Origin of the sequence: Leisingera thetidis (genome assembly GCF_025857195.1) — a bacterium.
Classification (GTDB): domain Bacteria; phylum Pseudomonadota; class Alphaproteobacteria; order Rhodobacterales; family Rhodobacteraceae; genus Leisingera; species Leisingera thetidis.
Map to the genome: position 1 here is coordinate 1730133 of NZ_CP109787.1, position 14511 is coordinate 1744643.

Below are 14511 nucleotides of genomic sequence, written 5' to 3' on the forward strand. Positions count from 1 at the left end.
CCCGCACAGCAGAGCATGCCTGCCGCCGCCATCCTGCCCGGATGCGCGGCGGTTTTTTAGGTTCTGGGGCGCGGTGAGCGTCATCAGGCCGTGCAGAAGTGCAGGGCAGCTTAGGTTCGGCTAGGGAAGGGGGTGCGGAAACGCAACGCGCGCTGTCAGGCGCATTGCTCCTTGGCGGCGGTCTGCATCGCCTCCAGCGTTGCCTCCAGCGCCAGCATGATCGAGGCGTGGCGGTTCTTGAAGTCCCGTGCGGGCTGCAGCACTTCCAACCCGTCAAAGGGAGCGTCTGGCACCGGGCCGCCCTGGGTCAGCATGGCCTTCAGCTGGTCGCGGGCGGTTTCAACCTCCGCCAGTGTGCGCCCGACCACATTGGCCCCGACGATCGCTGCCGAGGCTTGTCCCAGCGCACAGGCCTTCACGTCCTGGCCGAACCCGGTGATCCGGCCGTCCGCAGCGTTGATATCGACGGTGACTGTGGAGCCGCAGAGCGGCGAGCGCTTCTTGACGGTGGCATCCGGATCCGCAAGCCGCTCCAGATGCGGGATATCCGCAGCCAGCGCCAGAATGCGCGAGGAATACAGCTTGATCAGATCACTATCGCCAGACATCGCTTTCCCGGTCTTTCCCATTTTGCTGGTTCCCCATACATAGGGAGCCGAACAGCAGATGCAAAAGGTTTTTCCCATGTCCTTTGATCCCGCCAGCCTGACCTATAATGACGCCGGGCTGATCCCCTGCATTGCGCAGGACGAAACCTCCGGCGAGGTGCTGATGATGGCCTGGATGAATGCCGATGCCGTCGCCCGTACGCTGGAGACCGGCCGGGTCACCTATTGGTCGCGCTCGCGCCAGGCGTTCTGGGTGAAGGGAGAGACCTCGGGCCATGTGCAGGAGCTGGCGGACCTGCGGGTCGATTGCGACCGCGACTGCCTGCTGGCGCTGGTGCGCCAGACCGGTGCGGCCTGCCACACCAACCGTCGGACCTGTTTCTACACCGCGGTACGGGAGGAAGGCGAGGTCGAGCTGATGCAGCCGATGGGGTGATCGGATGACGGGGAGACGGCCCTGGCGGGCCGTGCCTCCGGCGGGGATATGTTCAGCCAGAAGAAGCGGGCAAGCCCACGATTTTGCGGATGTCCCGCGGGGTGGCGCCCTCGGTGCGGTACTTGGCAATGGCGCGGGCGTCGTCGCGTTTGGCGAGGCGTTTGCCCGCATCGTCCCGGATCAGCCGGTGATGGTGGTAGACGGGCGTCGGCAGGTCCAGCAGGCTTTGCAGCAGCACGTGGATCTGCGTCGCCTCGAACAGGTCGGCGCCGCGCACCGCATGGCTGATGCCCTGGTCCGCGTCATCCACCACCACCGACAGGTGGTAGGAGCTGCCCATGCTGCGGCGCACCAGGATGATGTCGCCGACAGTTGAGATCAGCTGCTCCGGGTCCAGCTGGCGGGTGCCTGCGAAGCCCGGTCCGGTCTCGGTGAAACTGCGCAGCCGCGCGGCTTGGACGGCTTTCTCCATGTTCAGCCGGATCACGTCTTTGTCCGTTGCATCGGATGGCAGGCGGCCGCGGCAGATGCCGGGGTAGATGCGCCCGTCGGGGCCGAATTGCGGCACCCCTTCCTGCGGCGCGCCGGCGGCGGCCTCGATATCGGCGCGGTTGCAGCGGCAGGGGTAGGTGAGGCCCATTGCCGAAAGCTGACGCAGCGCGGCGCGGTAGCGGGGCATCCGGTCCGATTGGCGCATCACCGGCTGCGGCCAGGCGAGGCCCAGCCATTGCAGATCCTCATAGATCTGCACCTCCCAGGCGGGCCGGGCGCGGGACTGGTCGATATCCTCGATGCGCAGCAGGAAGCGGCCGTCCTTGGCCATGGCCATATCATGCGCCAGCAGTGCGGAATAGGCGTGGCCAAGGTGCAGCGGTCCGGTTGGCGAGGGCGCGAAACGTGTGGTGAATGTCACGCTTTCTCAATTACATAGACGGTGGACTTGAGGTTGATGCCGGGCAGGTGGTCGCCGTATTCCCTGAACAGCAGCCGTGCGGCCGAACAGTCCAGCCAGTCATTGAGCTTGCCGGTATAGGCGCGGTCCTCCAGCGCGTGGTCGTTGTAGGAGAAGGCAAACAGACCTTTGCGGTCCAAGGCGCGCATGATCACGTCGAAAGTCGCGGGCGGTGCCGCGCCCTTGGTCAGCAGCCCGCAGCCGACGATGGCGCGGTAGCTGCCAGGTTTCACCGGGGCCTTGTCGGCGACATCCAGCTGCGTCAGCTGCCGGTAGGCGCCCTTGGCGCGGGCTTGGGCCAGCATCTCGGGCGAAGGTTCCAGCCCGTCCACCACGTTGAATCCGGCGGCCCGCAGCGCCAGGCCGGAGAGGCCGGTGCCGCAGCCGAAGTCGAGGACGGGCGTTTCGGCTTCCGGCAGGTATTTCCACAGCGCCGCAGCAATCCGCCCCGGCGTTGCATAGCCGTTTTCCGCAATTTCCGCGTCATAGGTGGCGGCCCAGCTGTCATAGTGCTTGCGGGTCGCCTCCGGGCCTTCAATCCCGTAGGATTTATCGAGAAATTTGTTGCTCATGGGATAATCCTAGACCCGCGGTTTGCGCAGCGTCTAGGGAAATTTGCTGAGCCACTCCTGCCAGGCTTCCTTGGCGCGGTCTGTGTAGGCCTTGTAGCGGTCCTTGCGGCCGCGGCGGCCGCCCTTGAGGCCATCCACAGGGCGGAACAGGCCGAAGTTCACGTTCATCGGCTGGAAGGTCTTGGCCTCGGCGCCGCCGGTGATGTGGTGGATCAGCGCGCCCATGGCGCTGTCCTGCGGCACCGGGGCGAGGTCCTGCCCGAGGATTTCCGCCGCCGCCAGACGCCCTGCCAGCAGGCCCATGGCGGCGCTTTCGACATAGCCCTCGACGCCGGTGATCTGGCCGGCAAAGCGGATGTTAGGCTTTGATTTCAGCCGCATCTGCGCATCCAGAAGGGTGGGTGAATTGATGAATGTGTTGCGGTGGATGCCGCCAAGCCGGGCAAAGCTGGCGTTCTCCAGCCCCGGAATCATCCGGAACACCTCTGTCTGGGCGCCGTATTTCATCTTGGTCTGGAAACCGACAATGTTGAACAGCGTTCCCAGCGCGTTGTCGCGGCGCAACTGCACCACCGCATGGGCCTTGACCTCAGGCTGATGCGGATTGGTGAGGCCCACCGGCTTCATCGGCCCGTGGCGCAGGGTTTCGCGGCCGCGCTCGGCCATCACCTCGATCGGCAGGCAGCCGTCGAAATAACCGGCGGTTTCGCCCTCGTGAAACTCGGTTTTGTCAGCAGACAATAACGCGTCGATGAAGGCCTCGTACTGGTCCTTGTCCATCGGGCAGTTGAGGTAGGCGGTGCGCTCTTCCTCGGTTTCGCCCTTGTCATAGCGTGACTGCATCCAGGCCTGCGACATGTCGATGCTTTCCGCATAAACAATCGGCGCGATGGCATCGAAAAACGCCAGCGCCTCGGCGCCGGTTTCGGCTTGGATCGCCTTGCCCAGCTCCGGCGACGTCAGCGGGCCGGTGGCAAAGATCCAGTGGCCGTCCGCGGGCAGTTGGGTGATTTCCTCATATGAGACCGTGACATTCGGATGCGCCTTCAGCTTGGCGGTCACGGTTTCGGCAAAGGGCTCGCGGTCCACCGCCAGGGCGCCGCCGGCGGGCAGCCGGTGCTCATCCGCAGTCGCCATGATCAGCCCGTTTGCGGCGCGCATTTCCCAGTGCAGCAGGCCGACGGCGTTCTGCTCGTCATCATCCGAGCGGAAGGAATTGGAGCAGACCATCTCGCCCAGGTTGCCGGTCTGATGGGCAAAGGTCTCCACCTTGGGGCGCATTTCGTGGATCACCACCGATACGCCCATGTTTGCCGCTTGCCAGGCCGCTTCGGACCCGGCCATGCCGCCGCCCACGATATGCAATGTCTGTGCCGAATGATCTGTCATGCCCGCCACATAGGGCAGGGGGAGAGCCGGTGCAACAGGCTTGGCGGTCCAAGGCCGGCCGCAGAGCTGCCGCAATTCCGACGGCGCTGGCCAGGTCGGTGCGGTCTGTCCGGGGAGGAGGGGAATTTGGGGCCGCCGCTGCGGGAATGATCGACCGGTGAGAGAGAACCGGTTGGAGGGACCCTTCCGCAGCCGCGGCCCAAATTGTGCAGGCTCTCGGCCTTGCCCAATCTTTGCCATCTTTCCGCCCTTATTGAAAGGCGTTTGACCGGCGTCTTAAGGAAACAATAAATCCCGATTGGTAAACAAAGCCTAAAATTTTCGGAAAATTCCGGCGGCAGCCGGAAATTTTCTGCCGTCTCAGCTTTCCTGCCAATCGGGGGCGCGTTTTTCGATGAAAGCGGCCATGCCTTCGATGGTGTCGCGGTACATCAGATTCTCGACGATCACCCCGCTGGTGTAGGCATAGGCCTGATCCAGCGACATTTGCAGCTGCTCATAAAACGCCTGTTTGCCGATCTTCACCGCGGACCCCAGTTTCGACGCGATGGTTTCGGCCAGCCGGTTGGTTTCCGGCTCCAGTTGGTCCAGCGGCACGGCGCGGTTGGCCAGCCCCAGCTCCACCGCGCGGGCGGCGTCGATGAACTCGCCGGTGGTCAGCAGCTCAAACGCCTGTTTGCGCGGGATGTTGCGCGACAGCGCCACCATCGGGGTGGAGCAAAAGAGGCCGATATTGACGCCATTGACGCCAAACTTGGTGCCCTCTGCCGCCACCGCCAGATCGCAGGAGGCCACCAGCTGGCAGCCCGCCGCCGTGGCGATGCCGTGGACCTGGGCAATCACCGGCTGGGGCAGGGACTGCAGCCCCGTCATCACGCTGGTGCAGCGGGCAAAGAGATCCTGGAAATAGGCCTTGCCGCCGTCCTCCGCGTTGCGGCCCGCAGTCATCTGTTTGATGTCATGACCGGCACAGAAGCCTTTGCCGGTGCCGGACAGGATCACCACCTTTATGCTGCTGTCTTCGCGCAAGGATTCGATCTGTTCCTGCAGCGCCGCCAGCATTTCGTCCGACAGGGCGTTCAGCTTTTCCGGCGTGTTCATGGTCAGCCGGGCAATTGCCCCCGTGTCGCAACGTTCCAGAATTGCCATCTTGCTCTCCTATCAAGGGTTGCGGCAACTCTAGTCAGCGCGAAGGGAAAGGAAAAGCATGGCACTGGCATTTGATGTCGCAGGTCTGACGGACTATCTGCACGAGATCTTTCCGCAGGTGAAGGATGATTTTGCCATCGACGCGATGGATGAGCAGGGCCTGCGGATGCGCCTGCTGACGGCGGAACGGCACCTGCGGCCGGGTGGAACGGTATCGGGGCCGTCGATGTTCGCGCTGGCCGACTGCGCGATCTATGCGCTGATCCTGTCACGGCTGGGGCGCGAGGCGCTGGCGGTGACCACAAATTGCTCGCTCGACTTCATGCGAAAACCCGTGGCGGGGGCGGATGTGATCGCCGAGGCGCGGCTGCTGAAGCTGGGCCGGGTTCTGGCGGTGGCCGATGTGCTGATGTATTCCGAGGGGCAGGACGCGCCGGTGGCGCGGGCCTCGATGACCTATTCCATTCCGCCCGGGCGTTAAAGCGCGGTGGCCAGCGGCTGGCCAACCTTCACCAGTGTTTCCCGGCCCTTGGCGCTGTTTTCCATGAGATCATCGGCAAAGCGGATCTTACCCGGCTCGAACACCACCACCACGGTGGAGCCGCCGAACTTGAAGTAGCCCTTTTCGTCCATTTTCTGCACCGCGCCTGTCGTGCGGGTGTTGATGATGCTGCCGACGCCAAAGGCCCCGACTTCGACAAAACAATAGGTGCCTAGCGTTTCGGTCTCAACCAGCGTCCAGCTGCGTTTGTTTTCCCCGAAAACGTCCGGCCCGGCCCCCAGCGCAATCGGGTTGACCGAATGCAGCGCACCGGGAATGTCCTGCGCCGCGATGATCCGGCCGGCGGCAGGGAAGTGGTAGCGGTGGTAGTCCGCCGGACACAGCCGCGCGATGGCCAGCGCGCCGCCAACGAACCGCTCCGCAATCCCCGGCAGCATGGTGCACACCGACATCGGATGCCCTTTGACCGGCACAAAAGTGTCTTCTGCAAGCTCCGGGAACACCAGCACCCGGCCATCGGCAGGGGAGACGATCTCATGCGGATCGGCGCTGAAGGGGCGCACTTCGGGTTTCAGATGGCGGACAAAGAAGTCATTGAAACAGGAGAAACTCTCAGTGTCGGCAGACGCTTCGGACATGTCGATGGACAGGTCTTCGATCACTGCCTTGATCTTGCCCTTGGACAGCCGCGAGTCGAACCAGGCGCCCATCAGCCGGCTGATCAGGGAAGAGTGGAACAGCAGTTTCTCGATGGGCCGCGCGCTGGCGTTCTGATAGGCCCAGCGGATCCACTTTTCGCCCAGCACCGCCTCTTCGAAAGTCTTGCCGGTGTCGCGGTCAACAACAAGGATGGGGTCGCGCTGCATCAGTTCCGCCATGTCTGATTTCGTCCCGCTGCGCCTAGCAAAGCGCGGAGCCCGCGCCAAGAGCGGAAATGACCTGCAACAGCGGGGGTGGCCTTGCACACCTGGAAGCGCACACAGTGCTGCCCGGCGGGAAGCAGATTGCAGACATGAAAAAGGGGGCCGCGGCCCCCTGTCCCGGCTGTTCCTCAGGGGAACAGCTTTTTCACGTAGTTCGGCAAGGCAAACGCGCCCTTGTGAACCTCCGGATTGTAATAGCCGGTGTCGATCCCGGCAGCGGCAAAGCGCGTTTCAAGATCGCCAAGGGTCACATTGCGGGCCTTGTCCGAGTGGCTGCCCCAGCCGAACGCCATCGGCCCGCCGGCATAGGTCGGCACCGTCGCCAGATAGCAGGAGGCATCGGCAAACAAGGCCTGGAAGGCGTGCAGGGTGCCGGTCAGCTCGTCGCCTTGCATGAACGGCACGCCGTTCTGGGTCACGATGATGCCGTCCTCGGTCAGCGACCGCGCCGCGTGGCCATAGAAGGTGTCGGTGAACAGCACTTCGCCGGGGCCGATCGGGTCGGTCGAATCAACGATGATGACATCAAATTTTCCGGTGTTCTCTTTCATGAAGAGCGCACCGTCGTTGATCACCAGGTTCAGGCGCGGATCATCAAAGGCGCCATTGCTCAGCATCGGCAGATACTGTTTGGAAAAATCCACCACGCCGCCATCGATCTCTACCATCGTCACGTGCTCGACCGAGGCGTGGCGCAGCGCTTCGCGGGCCATGCCGCCGTCGCCGCCGCCGATGATCAGCACGCGCTTGGCGTTCCCATGCGCCAGAATCGGCACATGGGTCAGCATCTCGTGGTAGATGAAGTTGTCGCCTTCGGTGGTCTGCACCACGTCGTCCAGCGTCAGAATGCGGCCGAACTGGCCGTTCTGGAACACTTTCAGGCGCTGGTGCTCGGTGTTGCTGTCATAGAGCATCTCGTCCACGCGCAGACGCTGGGCGTAATGCGCGTGCAGGCTTTCCGTCACCCATTCATTGCTCATGCCGCCACCTCTTTGGCGATCAGCTCCTCCCCGCGCAGCAGTTCACGCACTTCCACCATGTCGGTGGAGAAAGCCTCTTTCAGCACGTCGACGGCTTTCCACGGCTCGGCGTCGCCGCACATGAACACGTCAAAAGCGCCATAGCCGATTTCCGGCCAGGTGTGGACCGAGATGTGGCTTTCTGCCAGCACAGCCACGCCGGAGACGCCCTGGGGCGAAAACTTGTGGGTGTGGATGTGCAGCAAGGTGGCGCCGCAGACGTCCACGCATTTGCGGAAGGCGTTCTGGATGCGCTCTTCGCAGTCCAGGCCGGTGCCTTTCATGACTTCGATAATCAAGTGGGTGCCGGCAAACACCTTTCCATCCTTGCGGATGAAATGGTCTTCGCGGTCCGAATCCACAATGGAGTCAATGTTCGCGGCAGTTACACCGCGGGCGGTATCTTCCTCATGGGCGCCTGTCTCCAGACCGATCCCCAGTTGGAAGAGGTTGGCGTCTTTCATGGCGCTCCCCTTCGTTCCAGTAGATGACAATCCAGACGGCCCTTAGCGCCCCCCCGGATAAGAGTCCGGGGTTGGGATCGGTGCCGAAAGTCAGGCGCATCTAGGCGGGCTGAGAGATTCGTTCAACCTTTAATTTCTGCATAGCCGGTAACACAGCAGCCGCTGCGGCCTGCGGGCAAAAAAAAGGCCGGGGCGAACCCCGGCCGTCAGGTTGTTCTATTGCCCTGGGGATCATGGGCGCCAGAACGGAAGAGTGGCTTCATAATGGGCGTCGGCACGGCTCAGCCCGATGTCTTTCAGCTGTGCCTCGCTCAGGTGTTTCAGATGGCTGCGGGTGCGGCGGCGCAGGCTCCACTTGGTCACCAGCACGGCAAAGAGGACGGCCCATTGCGCCAGCACCGGAAGGCCCGGGCGGCTGATCAGATAGGACATGTTCGTTTGTGCCGTTTGAGAGTGCTGTACCATGGGAGATATCCTGTATTGTGTTGATACAATCCTGTTGATTTGTCGTAGTGTTCTGATACAAAGGGGCGGGCATATTGTCCAAGGATGGATTGTAATGGGTACAATTTGGCCGCAGAGCCTGGATGAGGCCAAGGGTCCGAAGTACAAAAAAGTGGCGGATACAATCCGCTCTGCTGTCGAAACGGGCAGTTTGAAAACTGGTACAAAGCTGCCGCCGGTGCGCGATCTCGCGTACCAGTTGAGCATCACGCCCGGCACCGTTGCCCGTGCCTACAGCATTCTGACCGATGAGGGGGTGCTGGAGGCCGAGGTCGGGCGCGGCACCTTTGTAGCCGAAAAGAAAACCCCGGTGCCCGATGACGTATGGTCGCGGCAGCTGCATCTTCTGGAGGCGCGCGATCCCGGCCATGTCAGCCTGTTCAGCCCGCGGATTGCCGACATGGGGCAGGTGGCTGCAGTGCGCGAGGCGCTGCGCAAAGTGGCTGAGGGCGACGCGCGCAAGTTCCTGAATTACCCGACCCGCGATGCCTATCTGCCTGTGCGCCAGGCCGCTGCCGCCTGGCTGGCGCAATCCCCGGTCGGCACTGTCACCGAAAATGACGTTGTGCTGACGCATGGCGGCCAGAACGGGCTGATGGTGGTGCTGCAGGCGATCCTGGAGGGGGCCCAGCCCGTGATCATGGTCGAGGATCTCACCTATGCCGGTTTCCGCCGCGCGGCGGAACTGCTGAGGGCGCAAGTGGTCGAGGTGGCGATGGACGCGCATGGCATCCGGCCGGATTCGATGGAGCTTGCGATCCGCAAAACCGGTGCAACCGTTCTATGCACCAGTCCGGAGGTGCATAACCCGACCGGGCAATACACGCCGCTGGAGCGCCGCAAGCAGATCGTTGCAATTGCCCGCCGCCACGGGGTGCAGATCGTCGAGGACGACTGCTACCGCCTGGGAGAGTCCCGGGCGCCCAGCTACCGGGCACTGGCGCCGGAACTGGCGTGGCATGTGTCGTCGATCTCCAAGATCCTGACACCGGCCCTGCGGGTCGGCTTTGCGCTGGCGCCTGAAGGCCGCGCCGCGGATCTGCGGCGGGTGGCGGAATACGGCTACTTCGGGCTGGCGCAGCCGCTGGCGGAACTGGTCCGCATCCTGCTGAGCGACCCCCGGCTGCCGGAACTGGTCGAAAACGTGCGTGCCGAAATGGCGCGCTATGTGCGGGTGGCGGTCAATGCGCTCGGCGGATTTGACCTGACCTGGAATCCGGATGTGCCCTTTGTCTGGCTGCGGCTTCCCTCCGGCTGGCGGGCGGCGGCCTTTACCCGGGCGGCGGAGGCAAACGGGGTGCAGATCCGTTCGGCCGATGAATTCGCGCTGCGTGACGGCCGCGCGCCGCACGCTGTGCGCATTGCCATCAATGCGCATGTGTCTCTGAAGCAGTTTGAGGAGGCGATGCTGCGGCTGCGCGCGCTGCTGGACAACCCGCCGGAGCAGATCAGCGTATGACCAAAGGAAGGCCCCCCGCTGCGGGGGGCCGTCTGCGCGGACCGCGGGCGGATAGTTACTGGTCTTCCAGCGGGATCCAGACCGGGACTTCATTGACGCCATAGGACCAGTTGTCCTTGCTGGCGGCAATGCCTGCGGTGACTGCGGCCGCGACCAGCCCGGCAACAGAACCGCCGCCGACGACCACGCCATCCAGCGACGGGCCAAATTTGAACTCCGCTTTCTGGTCAGGGGTTCTGCAGGTGACCCGCAGAGGCGTCGGCCGGCCCTTGAACTTCGGCAGCCGGACGATGGCCGGAGTTGTGAAGGAGGCCGAGACTTCGGCGGAATCCAGGGTGCAGGCCGCGCCCGTCACTTCCTTGCGCTCGACACCGGCGGTGGCCCGGTTGACGCTGGCATGATCGGCCCGTTTTTTGGCCTCTTCGTCAATGACGTTGATGAACGTGCGCATGACCGGCTCGGAATAGCCGGTAACGCGGCTGGCCGTATGGGCTGCCTTGAAGGCTACGGTGACCGGCGGCTGTTCGACCGGCGCATACTGCATGCAGCCGCCAGCCAGCAGGGCCAGGGGCAGCAGGGTGAAATTGGACAGTTTCAATTGAGTGTTCCCGTGGTTGAATTTCTGCCGCGGGACTAGCGGAGGCGGCTGTGCCGGTGCAAGATGGCGGCGCAGAGCAATGGAAAGTGTTGCCAATTCAGCCCGCCGCTTGGCCGGGGGCATGAGAATTTCTGAGGTATTATAATACCTAATTTTTAAGCATTTGTTTTCACTGTATTTATTGTTGTTTGCACGTGTTGACGTGGCTATGTGATCCCCGTAAACCCCCTCCATCGCATTCAGGCAGCGTTCATTGGGATTCTGCCTTCACGACAAACAGGATTGACCTGCCATGAAAACCTTCTCTGCTACTCCGGCAGATATCGAGAAGAAGTGGATCCTGATCGACGCCGAGGGCGTTGTTCTGGGCCGCCTGGCCTCGATTGTTGCCATGCGCCTGCGTGGCAAGCACAAAGCGTCCTTCACTCCGCATATGGACATGGGCGACAACGTCATCATCATCAACGCCGACAAGGTGCAGATGACCGGCAAGAAGCGCGACGAGCACTTCTACTGGCACACCGGCCACCCGGGCGGCATCAAGTCGCGCACCAAACAGGAAATCCTGGAAGGTGCACACCCGGAGCGCGTTGTGTTCCAGGCCGTCAAGCGCATGCTGCCGGGCAACCGCCTATCGCGCCAGCAGATGACCAACCTGCGTATCTATGCCGGTGCCGAGCACCCGCATGAAGCCCAGGCACCTGAAGTTCTGGATGTTGCATCCATGAACAAGAAAAACACCCGGAGCTGATATCGATGGCTGATCAGATCAACACTCTCGAAGAGCTCGCAGCTGCAACCGGTGTGGAAGCAGTGGCTGAAGAAACCATCGCGCGTGAGCCGGTTCGTGACGAACTGGGCCGCTCCTATGCCACCGGCAAGCGTAAAGACGCTGTTGCCCGCGTCTGGATCAAGCCGGGCTCCGGCAAGGTCGAGGTGAACGGCAAGGAAATCAACAAGTACTTTGCCCGTCCGGTGCTGCAGATGATCCTGCGCCAGCCGTTCCAGGTGGCCGGCGTCGAAGACCAGTTCGACGTCTACGCCACCGTCAAGGGCGGCGGCCTGTCCGGTCAGGCCGGCGCGGTCAAGCACGGCATCTCCAAAGCGCTGCAGCTGTTCGACCCGTCGCTGCGCGGCGCTCTGAAAGCCGCCGGCTTCCTGACCCGCGACAGCCGCGTTGTGGAACGTAAGAAATACGGCAAGGCCAAAGCCCGCCGTTCGTTCCAGTTCTCGAAGCGTTAATTCGGGACACACTGTGTACTGGAAAGGTCCGCCGCCGGCGGGCCTTTTTTGTTGGTGGCTTCCTGTTTCGCGGGACGTCCATTGCGGCCTTGTGCGCGCGTTGCACCAATCCGCGGGGGGCGCAGCGCGCTGAATTTTCAGCCTTTGGCCGAACCGTGAAGAGCGTTTGTGCGCTGCGGCAACGCGCCGGCCACTGCCGTTGCCCCTTGTTCGAGGCCAAGGAATTCCCGAAAATGCGGCGCAGGGGCTGCTCCGGGCGTTGCAGTTTCTCTCCCCAGTTCCAGCCGGAGCGCCAGCCGCACGGCACCGGGCCGTCTTCGGCGGAGCCGGGATATCCTCGGCCCGGAATCCTCCGGCATTGCGGTGGCGATCCGCTGCGCCAGCCGGCATGGTGAACCCCGCTGAGCCGCCAGCCCCGGGTTTTCTCCGAAGATTTTCAGGGTTCTTTTAGAAAGATTTTCTAGTTTGTTCCGGGATTCGAGGAACCAGAAAGCGAAGGCAGGACAGACCATGGCGACACCGGAGAACTTCAAGACTGCTCCCATTGGCAACGGGCAGCTGGAAATCGGCCGCTTTACCTACGGGTATGAGGCAATGGATATCCAGGAACAGGGCGGTGGTTCCAACGTGGCAATCGGCTCCTTCTGCTCGATCGGGCGGGGCGTGCGGGTGATGCTGGATGCCTCGCCGCTGCTGGACCGGATTACGGCCTTCCCTTTTGGCGAGGTGTTCACCGAGGAGCTGGGCGGCGCCGACGTGCATGTGCCGCAGCAGCGCGGCGGCGATGTAACGATCGGCAATGACGTGTGGATCGGGGCCAATGCCACCCTGCTCGCAGGGGTGACCATCGGCAATGGCGCGGTGATCGGCCCGAATGCCACCGTGGCGGGCGATGTGGGCGCCTATGAGGTCTGGGCGGGCAACCCGGCCCGGCTGGTGAGCAAACGTTTTGACAATGCGGTCTGTGAAAAACTGCAGGAGCTGCGCTGGTGGGACCTGCCGCTGCCGCTGATCCAGGAAATGGCGCCTTTGCTGTCGGCGCAGCCCACGGTAGAGCTGATCGAGGGGCTGCAGGGGATCGTCAGTGACCTTGTCACCTTCACCGGCGGCAGCGCGGACGGCAGCGCAGCCTGACGCGGGGCAGGGCTGCTGCCCCCGCCAACCCGGCTGGAACACCGGCCCGCGGCCCCGCCGGATCCCTGGGCCGTTAACTTTTCTGCAAAAGTGGCGTAACATGGGCTGCACTGCTTCCTGTTGGGGGAACGCTGCTATGCCGCAATCCATCTACGAGAAATACGGCGGATTCAGTGCCATAAGCCGTGTGGTGATGACCTTTTACGAGATGGCGCTCGAGTCCGATCAGATCGGAGACTACTTCGCCGATGTCGATATGGCGCGGTTGATCGATCACCAGACCAAATTCATTTCCTCGCTGCTGGGCGGGCCTGCATCATTCAGCGACGAAAGGCTGGAGGCGGTGCACCGGGCCTTGGCCATCAGCCATGAGGATTTCGATGAAATGGGGGCGCTGCTCAAGGCGGCGCTGGAGCAGCATGGCCTGTCCGAACCGGATGTGCGGACCACACTCTCGGCGATCGAGGCCAAACGGAATATCATCGTTGCCAGGACTGCCGCATGAGCATTGCCGCCATCAACGAGCAGCTGCTCCGGGCGATTGGCGTCGGGGTGGCGGTTGTGCGGGCCTCGGACTTCGGTTTTGTTTTCCACAACCAGCCCTTTGCGGAATGGTTCGGCACCCCGGGCCCGCACGCCGCCCTGACCGACGCTATCGAGGGGTTGAGCCCGGAGGATCTTGGTCCGCTGTGCGAGGAAGGTCTGCGCTATTCGGCGGAACTGAAAATCAAGCGCAAGCGCCGCACCCTGGTCTTTGCCATCAACATCTCGTTAGCCAGCCATCTGGACGAGGCGCTTCTGGTGGTGGAATGCCAGAACATCACCCGCATCCGCGAGCTGGAGAGCATGATCGACAGCTATTCCGCCATGGTCGAGCGCAACACCCGCGAACTGGAGCGCGAAAAGGAACGGGTGGAGCGGCTGCTGCTGAACCTGATGCCGCGCCAGGTCTATGAGGAGTTCAAGACCTTCGGCGTGGTGACCCCGCAGCTGTATCCGCAAGTGTCGGTGGTGATGCTGGATTTTGTCAATTTCACCGACTTCGCCTCCCGCACCGATCCGACCGTAACCCTTGGAGAGCTGAACGACATCTTCACCGCCTTCGACCGCATCGTCGAGCAATTCGGCTGCGAGCGGATCAAGACCATCGGCGATGCCTATCTGGCGGTGTCCGGAATGCCGGAACCGGTGCCGGAGCACGCCACCGCGGTCGCCCACTGCGCCACCCGCTTCCTGCGCTACCTGGACCGGCGCAATCAAAGCCATCAGCACAAGTGGCAGGCGCGGATCGGGCTGGGCACCGGCTCCGCCGTCGGCTCGGTGGTGGGGATCCAGAAATACGTCTATGACGTTTTCGGCCCGGCGGTGAACCTGGCCTCACGCCTGCAGGTCTTTGCCAATCCCATGAAAATTGTGGCACCAGCAGAGATGAAGGAGGCACTTTCGGAGGAATTCCGCGTCACCGACATCGGACCCGAGGACATCAAGGGCATTGGCGAGGTTCATCTGGTCAATGTCGGCGGCGAACTGAGCACGCCGCAGCCGGCCAGCCGGTTCTAG

Annotated in this window: 18 protein-coding genes; 8 read left to right on the forward strand and 10 right to left on the reverse strand. The window is 62.9% G+C overall.

Features of this window, described 5'->3' with window-relative positions; genetic code table 11:
* Nucleotides 1-155: 155 nt before the first annotated feature.
* Nucleotides 156-608 (reverse strand): iron-sulfur cluster assembly scaffold protein, encoded by a 453-nt coding sequence (locus OKQ63_RS08250; RefSeq protein ID WP_264213900.1) that lies wholly within the window; start codon nucleotides 606-608, stop codon nucleotides 156-158.
* 58 nt (nucleotides 609-666) lie between these two features.
* On the opposite strand from OKQ63_RS08250, the gene hisI reads away from it, so the two are divergent.
* Complete coding sequence (gene hisI / locus OKQ63_RS08255; RefSeq protein ID WP_264213450.1) at nucleotides 667-1044, forward strand: phosphoribosyl-AMP cyclohydrolase; 378 nt, start codon at nucleotides 667-669, stop codon at nucleotides 1042-1044.
* 52 nt (nucleotides 1045-1096) lie between these two features.
* Here the strand turns inward: hisI and gluQRS are convergent, their stop codons facing one another.
* From gluQRS to OKQ63_RS08275, 4 genes are all read right to left on the reverse strand, one after another.
* Nucleotides 1097-1957, reverse strand: coding sequence for a tRNA glutamyl-Q(34) synthetase GluQRS (gluQRS, locus tag OKQ63_RS08260; protein ID WP_264213451.1), 861 nt, complete (start codon nucleotides 1955-1957; stop codon nucleotides 1097-1099).
* Nucleotides 1954-2568: a class I SAM-dependent DNA methyltransferase gene (locus tag OKQ63_RS08265; protein ID WP_264213452.1), complete on the reverse strand. Its 615-nt coding sequence runs from the start codon at nucleotides 2566-2568 to the stop codon at nucleotides 1954-1956. The genes gluQRS and OKQ63_RS08265 overlap by 4 nt, the downstream gene beginning before the upstream one ends.
* Before the next feature lie 33 nt (nucleotides 2569-2601).
* Nucleotides 2602-3957 (reverse strand): methylenetetrahydrofolate--tRNA-(uracil(54)-C(5))-methyltransferase (FADH(2)-oxidizing) TrmFO, encoded by a 1356-nt coding sequence (gene trmFO / locus OKQ63_RS08270; protein ID WP_264213453.1) that lies wholly within the window; start codon nucleotides 3955-3957, stop codon nucleotides 2602-2604.
* 360 nt (nucleotides 3958-4317) lie between these two features.
* Nucleotides 4318-5106 carry an enoyl-CoA hydratase gene (locus OKQ63_RS08275; protein WP_264213454.1) on the reverse strand — a complete coding sequence of 263 codons (789 nt, stop codon included), beginning with the start codon at nucleotides 5104-5106 and terminating at the stop codon, nucleotides 4318-4320.
* Nucleotides 5107-5164: 58 nt separating this feature from the next.
* Between OKQ63_RS08275 and OKQ63_RS08280 the strand changes: the two genes are divergently transcribed.
* Nucleotides 5165-5587 (forward strand): PaaI family thioesterase, encoded by a 423-nt coding sequence (locus OKQ63_RS08280; RefSeq protein WP_264213455.1) that lies wholly within the window; start codon nucleotides 5165-5167, stop codon nucleotides 5585-5587.
* On the opposite strand, the gene asd is transcribed toward OKQ63_RS08280, so the two are convergent.
* The 4 genes from asd to OKQ63_RS08300 all read right to left on the reverse strand — a co-directional run bounded on the left by asd (nucleotide 5584) and on the right by OKQ63_RS08300 (nucleotide 8479).
* Nucleotides 5584-6474: an archaetidylserine decarboxylase gene (asd, locus tag OKQ63_RS08285; protein ID WP_264213901.1), complete on the reverse strand. Its 891-nt coding sequence runs from the start codon at nucleotides 6472-6474 to the stop codon at nucleotides 5584-5586. The two genes, OKQ63_RS08280 and asd, sit on opposite strands and share 4 nt — an antisense overlap.
* 185 nt (nucleotides 6475-6659) lie before the next feature.
* Entirely contained in the window at nucleotides 6660-7511 is an 852-nt protein-coding gene (speE, locus tag OKQ63_RS08290; RefSeq protein ID WP_264213456.1) for a polyamine aminopropyltransferase, read from the reverse strand.
* A complete protein-coding gene (gene speD, locus OKQ63_RS08295) occupies nucleotides 7508-8014 on the reverse strand; it encodes an adenosylmethionine decarboxylase (RefSeq protein ID WP_264213457.1) in 507 nt (168 codons plus the stop codon). Before speD ends, speE begins: the two co-directional genes overlap by 4 nt.
* A 231-nt stretch (nucleotides 8015-8245) precedes the next feature.
* A complete protein-coding gene (locus tag OKQ63_RS08300; protein WP_264213458.1) occupies nucleotides 8246-8479 on the reverse strand; it encodes a DUF1127 domain-containing protein in 234 nt (77 codons plus the stop codon).
* 94 nt (nucleotides 8480-8573) lie between these two features.
* On the opposite strand from OKQ63_RS08300, the gene OKQ63_RS08305 reads away from it, so the two are divergent.
* Entirely contained in the window at nucleotides 8574-9977 is a 1404-nt protein-coding gene (locus OKQ63_RS08305) for an aminotransferase-like domain-containing protein (protein WP_264213459.1), read from the forward strand.
* A gap of 55 nt (nucleotides 9978-10032) precedes the next feature.
* On the opposite strand, the gene OKQ63_RS08310 is transcribed toward OKQ63_RS08305, so the two are convergent.
* Entirely contained in the window at nucleotides 10033-10575 is a 543-nt protein-coding gene (locus tag OKQ63_RS08310; protein WP_264213460.1) for a hypothetical protein, read from the reverse strand.
* Nucleotides 10576-10867: 292 nt separating this feature from the next.
* Here OKQ63_RS08310 and rplM point away from each other — a divergent pair, with 292 nt between their 5' ends.
* The 5 genes from rplM to OKQ63_RS08335 all read left to right on the forward strand — a co-directional run bounded on the left by rplM (nucleotide 10868) and on the right by OKQ63_RS08335 (nucleotide 14511).
* Complete coding sequence (gene rplM, locus OKQ63_RS08315) at nucleotides 10868-11326, forward strand: 50S ribosomal protein L13 (protein ID WP_264213461.1); 459 nt, start codon at nucleotides 10868-10870, stop codon at nucleotides 11324-11326.
* A 5-nt stretch (nucleotides 11327-11331) separates the two neighbouring features.
* Nucleotides 11332-11817, forward strand: coding sequence for a 30S ribosomal protein S9 (gene rpsI / locus OKQ63_RS08320; protein WP_264213462.1), 486 nt, complete (start codon nucleotides 11332-11334; stop codon nucleotides 11815-11817).
* Between the two features lie 510 nt (nucleotides 11818-12327).
* Nucleotides 12328-12951, forward strand: coding sequence for a CatB-related O-acetyltransferase (locus tag OKQ63_RS08325; protein WP_264213463.1), 624 nt, complete (start codon nucleotides 12328-12330; stop codon nucleotides 12949-12951).
* Nucleotides 12952-13087: 136 nt separating this feature from the next.
* Complete coding sequence (locus OKQ63_RS08330; protein ID WP_264213464.1) at nucleotides 13088-13456, forward strand: group I truncated hemoglobin; 369 nt, start codon at nucleotides 13088-13090, stop codon at nucleotides 13454-13456.
* A complete protein-coding gene (locus OKQ63_RS08335; protein ID WP_264213465.1) occupies nucleotides 13453-14511 on the forward strand; it encodes an adenylate/guanylate cyclase domain-containing protein in 1059 nt (352 codons plus the stop codon). Before OKQ63_RS08330 ends, OKQ63_RS08335 begins: the two co-directional genes overlap by 4 nt.